At 62.7% G+C, this 6,185-nt stretch carries 4 protein-coding genes; all 4 read right to left on the bottom strand.

Annotated features, from left to right (window positions below; all coding sequences use genetic code 11):
• Positions 1–131 precede the first annotated feature (131 nt).
• Genes fhuB through fhuA form a run of 4 tightly spaced genes read right to left on the bottom strand, consistent with a single transcriptional unit; the run spans position 132 to position 6,068 of the window.
• Positions 132–2,120 carry a Fe(3+)-hydroxamate ABC transporter permease FhuB gene (fhuB, locus tag AC4PR2_RS19905; RefSeq protein ID WP_443014593.1) on the bottom strand — a complete coding sequence of 663 codons (1,989 nt, stop codon included), beginning with the start codon at positions 2,118–2,120 and terminating at the stop codon, positions 132–134.
• Positions 2,117–3,025, bottom strand: a complete 909-nt coding sequence (fhuD, locus tag AC4PR2_RS19900) for a Fe(3+)-hydroxamate ABC transporter substrate-binding protein FhuD (protein ID WP_047729872.1) — start codon at positions 3,023–3,025, stop codon at positions 2,117–2,119. The genes fhuB and fhuD overlap by 4 nt, the downstream gene beginning before the upstream one ends.
• Positions 3,025–3,822, bottom strand: coding sequence for a Fe3+-hydroxamate ABC transporter ATP-binding protein FhuC (gene fhuC / locus AC4PR2_RS19895; protein WP_049200086.1), 798 nt, complete (start codon positions 3,820–3,822; stop codon positions 3,025–3,027). The genes fhuD and fhuC overlap by 1 nt, the downstream gene beginning before the upstream one ends.
• Before the next feature lie 47 nt (positions 3,823–3,869).
• A complete protein-coding gene (gene fhuA / locus AC4PR2_RS19890) occupies positions 3,870–6,068 on the bottom strand; it encodes a ferrichrome porin FhuA (RefSeq protein WP_060422694.1) in 2,199 nt (732 codons plus the stop codon).
• Between the last annotated feature and the right edge of the window lie 117 nt (positions 6,069–6,185).

Below are 6,185 nucleotides of genomic sequence, written 5' to 3'. Positions count from 1 at the left end.
GCAGGTTTTTACAGGCAGAGCCAAAACCGAGTCGATAACCACGTCCACAGGACGTGGTTTTAAGTTAGGAATAAAAAAAGGCTCAGCGACGCTGAGCCTTTGATGGCAGAAAAAGCACGGCGAGACGCCGATTACGACGTCTGCTTACGCAACAGATAAACGAAGTACGGCGCACCGATAAAGGTCGCCAATAACCCGGCGGGGATCTGGTACGGGAACAGCAGCATCCGCCCGCACCAGTCGGCAAACACCATCAGCAAGCCGCCCAGCAGCGCGGCGATCACCATCTGCGGCAGCGCACGGCGGAAGCCCAGCATGCGCGCCATATGCGGTGCCATCAGCCCGACAAAGCTCAACGGCCCTACGGTCAGGGTCGCCATGGCGGTCAGCACGGCGGCCAATAAAAGAATGGTCAACCGCGCCGGCGTCAGCGCAATGCCCACCGAACGGGCGGTGGCGCCGCCGAGCGGCAGGATGGTCAACCAACGGCGGCACAACGGCGCCAATACCATCAGGCCGGCGGCCACCAGCGCGGTGCGCAGCGCCTGCGCCGGCTCCACCGAATAGGTCGAGCCGGAGAGCCAGGTCAGCAAGCCCCCCATACGCGGATCGCCGCTGGCCAACAGCAGGAAGATGACGGTGGTAAAGGCGGTGCTGAGCGCGATACCGGCGAGCAGCATACGTTCCGTCGAGAAACCGCCGCGACCTGCGGCGATCATGATGATAAGCAGCGTCGCGGCCGCCCCCAGGCTGCCGGCGGGCAGCAGCCAAACGAAGGCGTCGCCCGGCACCATAAACAGCATCATCACGACGCCAAAAGCGGCGCCGGAGCTGATGCCCAACACTTCCGGGCTGGCCATCGGGTTGCCGGTCAATTTCTGGATCAGCGTGCCGGCGACCGCCAGCATCATGCCCGCCGCCAGCGCCGACAGCACCCGCGGCCAGCGCCACGGCAGCAAGGAGTCCAGTTCCGCGCCCAAGCTCCAGTGCCAGCCGCCGGCATTTTTGCCCAGCATCAGCGCCAGCGTCAGGCCGATCAGCAGTACGAGGCCACCCACCAGGATCCAGGCAGGCAGATTCCCGCGTTCGGCAGGCACCTTGTCACCGAGGTTCACCGGCGGCGGCGTGGCGGCGCTGCGCAAACGCGGCAGCAGCCACAGCAGCAGCGGTGCGCCGAACAGCGCGGTGGCCGCGCCGGTCGGGATCTCACGCCACACCTGCGTCACCCCGAGCATCACCTGATCGGTCAACCACAGCAACAGCGCCCCCAGCAACGGCGCCAGCATCATGCGGTGCGCCAGGCGGCGTGCGCCCAACATCTTCGCCATCAGCGGTGCAAACAGGCCGATAAAGCCGATAACGCCCACCGCACTCACCAACATGGCGCTGAAGATAATGGCCAGCCCCAGGGTGCAGAAGCGCGCCATCGACAGCCCCAGCCCCAGGTTGCGCGCCACGCCGTCGTCCAGCCCCAGCAGCGTCAGCGGGCGCAGCAACAGCGCCGCCAGCGCGCCGGCCACCAGCAAACGCGGCAGAATGAACTGCACGGCGCTCCAGTCCTGTTGGTTCAACGCGCCAGTGCCCCACAGGAACATGCCCTGCAGCTGATCGTAATGAAACAGCGCCAACAGGCTGTTGACCGCGCCACAGTACAGCCCCAGTACCAGCCCGGCCAGAATCAGCGTGACCGGCGACATCCGCTTGCCCCAGGCGACGCCGAACACCAGCCCGCCCACCACAATCGCGCCCACCATAGCGGCCAGCTGGCGAGTGAATTCGCCCCCCGGCAGCACCCACAGCGTGGCGATGGTCAGGCCGAGCTGCGCGCCGGCGGCAACGCCGAGCGTCGACGGCTCCGCCAACGGATTGCGCAACACCTGCTGGAACAGCACTCCGACCAACCCCAGGCCGGCGCCGGCCAACAGCGACACCGTCAACCGCGGCAGCAGGCTGTAATGGAACAGCATTTGCCGCACGTCGTCGATGTCCGGCGCGCTGAACGCCCGCACCCATTGCGCCGGCGGCAGCTGCTGTGCCAGGTTGTATATCGTCAGGCCGCCTGCCGCCGCCAGCAACAGTAGGATCAGCGTCAGCGGTAATCTCCGGATGCCCGCATTCATGCCGCACTCTCCTCGGCCTGCGCCAACAGGCGGCAAAACCGCATCGTCGACAGCGTGGCGCCGTAGAACCACACCGCCGGCACCTGCCGCAGCTGGTTTTGCCGCACAAAGGGCAACGACTGCCACAGCGGCGTCGCGCTGACCTTGTCCATCATCGCCTGATTGCCGTGATCGAGATAGATGACCCGGGCATTACGCACCGTAGCCAACCGTTCAATCCCCACCACCGCCGTGCCCCAAAAGTCGGTTTGCTCCTGCCAGGCATTGCGGATGCCCAGTTGGTCCATCGCTTCCTGGAACAGGCTTTTCTGGCCGATGATCAACGCATGGCGCGTGTCGATCAGCGAAAACAACAGCAGCGGTTGCCGGGTATAGCTTTGCAGGCGCTGACGCGCGTCCTGCATAAAGCCGTCGAACTGCGCCAGGTGGTTTACCGCCCGGCTTTCTATGCCCAACCGCTGGCCCAGCGCCAGCAGCGACTGGCGGGCGACGGTCAGCGGTTTGCCGCTGCCGTCGTTGAAGCCGAAGCTCATGGTTGGCGCGATGGGTTGGATTTTTCGCGGCGTCGGGCCATAGCCTTGCGACAGCAACACCAGCGAAGGCTGGAGCTGCTGCAGCAGTTCGAGGTTAGGTTCGGTGCGCTGACCGACGTCGACCACCGTCGCCGGCAGCTTCGGCTCCGCCACCCACAGGTTGTAGTTATGCACATCGGCCACCGCCAGCGGCGTCACGCCCAATGCCAACAGCAGTTCGATCGGCAGCCATTCCAGCGCCGCAACGCGCGCGATATCCGGCGGCGCATCCGCCGCCCGGCCGGGCAACGAGCCCAACAGCGGTGACAGCGCCAGCGCCATCAACAAACGGCGGCGCAGCGGATCGTGAGAAGAAGTGAATGCAGAAGACATCAGTAGACAAAACTCACCGGCGCGCCGCCGCTCGGGTGCGGCAACGTGCCCATAGGAATACCGTAAATTTGCTCCAGCACCGGCCCCTGCATCAGTTCCAGCGGGCCGCCCTGAGCGATCATTTCACCGCCGCGCAGCGCCACCAGATGATCGCAGTAGCGCGCCGCCATGTTGATGTCGTGCAGCACGGCGATCACCGTGAGATCGCGTTCGCGGCTCAAGCGCTGGATCAGCGCCAGCACCTCGACCTGGTGCGCGATGTCCAGCGCCGACGTCGGTTCGTCAAGCAGCAGGCAGCGGCTGTCCTGCGCCACCATCATCGCCAGCCAGGCGCGTTGGCGCTCGCCGCCGGACAGGCTGTCCACCAGGCGGTTGGCGAACGGCTTGAGCCCCACCAGTGAAATGGCCTCTTCGACCAATTGGCGATCGTTGGCGCCAAAACGCCCCAGCGCGCCGTGCCACGGATAGCGGCCGACGGCCACCAGCTCGCGCACCGTCATGCCTTCCGCCGCCGGCAACTGCTGCGGCAGGTAGGCCACCTGGCGGGCGAAGGATTTGCTGTCCCACTGCGCCAACGGCTGCCGATTGAGCAGTACCTGGCCACCGCTGGGGGCTTGATGCCGCCCGAGCAGTTTCAACAGAGTGGATTTACCGGAACCGTTATGGCCGATCAGGCCGCAGACTTTGCCCTGGGGAAAACTGAGCGACAGCGGTTGCAACAGCACCCGGCCGGGGACGGCGAAGCTGGCGTTATCCAGCGCGAAGGTCGCGCCGGGATTAAGAAGTTTGTCCTGCATAGATCCTGCTTTGTCCGGGGCGACGCGGCGCCGCCCCGGCTATCCGGTTAGAAACGGAAGGTTGCGGTGGCGACCACCTGGCGTTCTGCGCCCCAGTAGCAGGCGTAGTCGCGGTAGCAGCTCGACACGTAGGTCTTGTCGAACAGGTTGTTGATGTTGACGCCCACGGACGAGCCCGGCAGGCCAAAGCGCGCCAGATCGTATTTAATGGTAGCGTCCACCAGCGTGTAGTCCGGCACCTTGAAGGCGGAATTATCGCTGTTGAAGCTCGAGCTGGAGCCGACGTAACGCACGCCGGAACCCAGCGTCAGGCCGCTCACCGCCGTTTCGTGGAAGGTGTAATCCGCCCACAGCGAAGCCATGTGTTTCGGCACCTCGACGGTCGGTTTGCCCTGATAGGTGTTGTCCTTGGTGTACTTCGCATCGGTATAGGTATAGGAGGCGATCAGGTTGACGTTGGCATTCAACGCCGCCTTGGCTTCCAGCTCCACGCCGCGTGAACGGATTTCGCCGCTCTGCACGCTGAACTGTGCATTGCTCGGGTCCGGCGTCAGGTTGTTGTTCTTGGTCAGCTGATACAGGGCGCCGGTCAGCACGATTGGGCGATCCTTCGGCACGTATTTCACGCCGGCTTCATACTGCTTGCCGATCGACGGCTTGAAGGTGCTACCCCCTTGCGTCGTGCCCAGATTCGGTTCAAACGATTCGCTGTAGCTGAAATACGGCGTCACGCCGTTGTCGAACAAGTAGTTGAGGCCGCCGCGCCAGGTGAACTGGCGATCGGTCTGCTGGCTCGTCGAACTCACATCGCGGTTATAAGCGGAAGTCTTCGCCCAGTCATAGCGCCCGCCCAGCGTCAACAGCCACTGGTTCCACTCCCCTTGCTCCTGCACATACAGGCCGGTTTGTTCCTGACGGTTCAGGTAATGGTAGGGGAAGTTGATATTGACCGCGTCATTCCCGTATTGCGGATTGGTCATGCTCAGACCGTCCGCAGAGCCAAATGCGGCATTGATATCGTTACGCATGCGCATGTAGTCCACGCCGAACAACAGCGTGTGGTCGATATCGCCGGTTTTCACCTTCGCCTGCGCCTGGGTATCCACAGAGAAATTGTTCAGGTGTTCTTTCGACTGGACATAGGCGCGATTAATCGTCGTCGGCGTCGCCGCAGAAACGCCGCTGCCATAGATGCTCTTCATGTCGGTTTCCAGCTGCATATAGCGCAGATTCTGGCGCACCGCCCAGGTATCGTTGAAGGCATGTTCGAAGCTGTAGCCGATCATCCGCTGTTTGCGGGAGGTGTAGTTGCTGGCTTCGCCTTCGTTGAAATCGGTCGGCAGCTTACCGCCGTTCGGCAGCGGAATCAGCGTGCCCTGCTTCGGCAGCCAGCCGTAATAACCGGTATAGGGATCGTTTTGAATGTTGGCCAACAGCGTGAAGTTGGTTTTGTCATCCGGACGCCAGCTAAAGGACGGCGCGATCGCATAGCGCTTCTCTTTGCTCATGTTCTGCTGCGAATCGCTGTCTTTCGCCAGGCCGGTCAGGCGGTAAGAATAGATACCCTGATCGTCCAGCGCGTCGCTGAAATCGAAGCCGGTCTGGAACAGGTTATCGGTGCCCATTTTGAACTGGATTTCGCGCAGCGGCTCGGTGGTTGGCCGCTTGCTGACCATCGAGACCAAACCACCCGGGTTGCTTTTGCCGTACAGCACCGAGACCGGGCCGCGCAGCAGCTCGGCGCGCTCGAGGAAATAAGGATCGATGGACGCTTCGCTGTAGTTGTCGCCCAGCAACCGCAACCCATCCAGATACTGGGTGGTGTTGGTGGCCGGGAAGCCGCGGATCGCCACCGCATCATAGGTCGTGGAGCTGCCGCGGCTGGCAAATACGCCCGGCGCATAGGCCAGCGCGCCCTTCACCGTATCCGGCTGACGCATATCCATCTCTTCACGCGTCACCACGGAAACAGACTGCGGGTTCTTCTCGATCGGCGTATCGGTTTTGGTGCCGGTGGCGCTGCGTTTGGCGACATAGGTGCCGACCGGCCCCCAGGCGCTTTCCTGCTGGGCGGTATTGCTACCGCCTACAACGGTAATCGTGTCTTCCTTGGCGGCCGGCTTGGCGTCGGCGGAAAAAGCCGGCATCGCCAGCGTGCCCAACGCCGCAGCGACGGTGATCGCTAACGCGCTGACGGGGGTACGGCCCTGCTTGGCCGCGGATGATGAAAGACGCTTGGTCGGCATAGTTGATTTCTCTGATGAATAATTAAATGACGAATGTAAACGATAATAATTATTATAAGCGTCGCATTTTATGCAGAAGCCAAATTAAACTGCAAGCCGAATTCATAGGGCAAATAG

The sequence above is a fragment of the Serratia sp. A07 genome, assembly GCF_058725505.1.
This window is presented reverse-complemented; position numbering and strand designations above follow the sequence as displayed.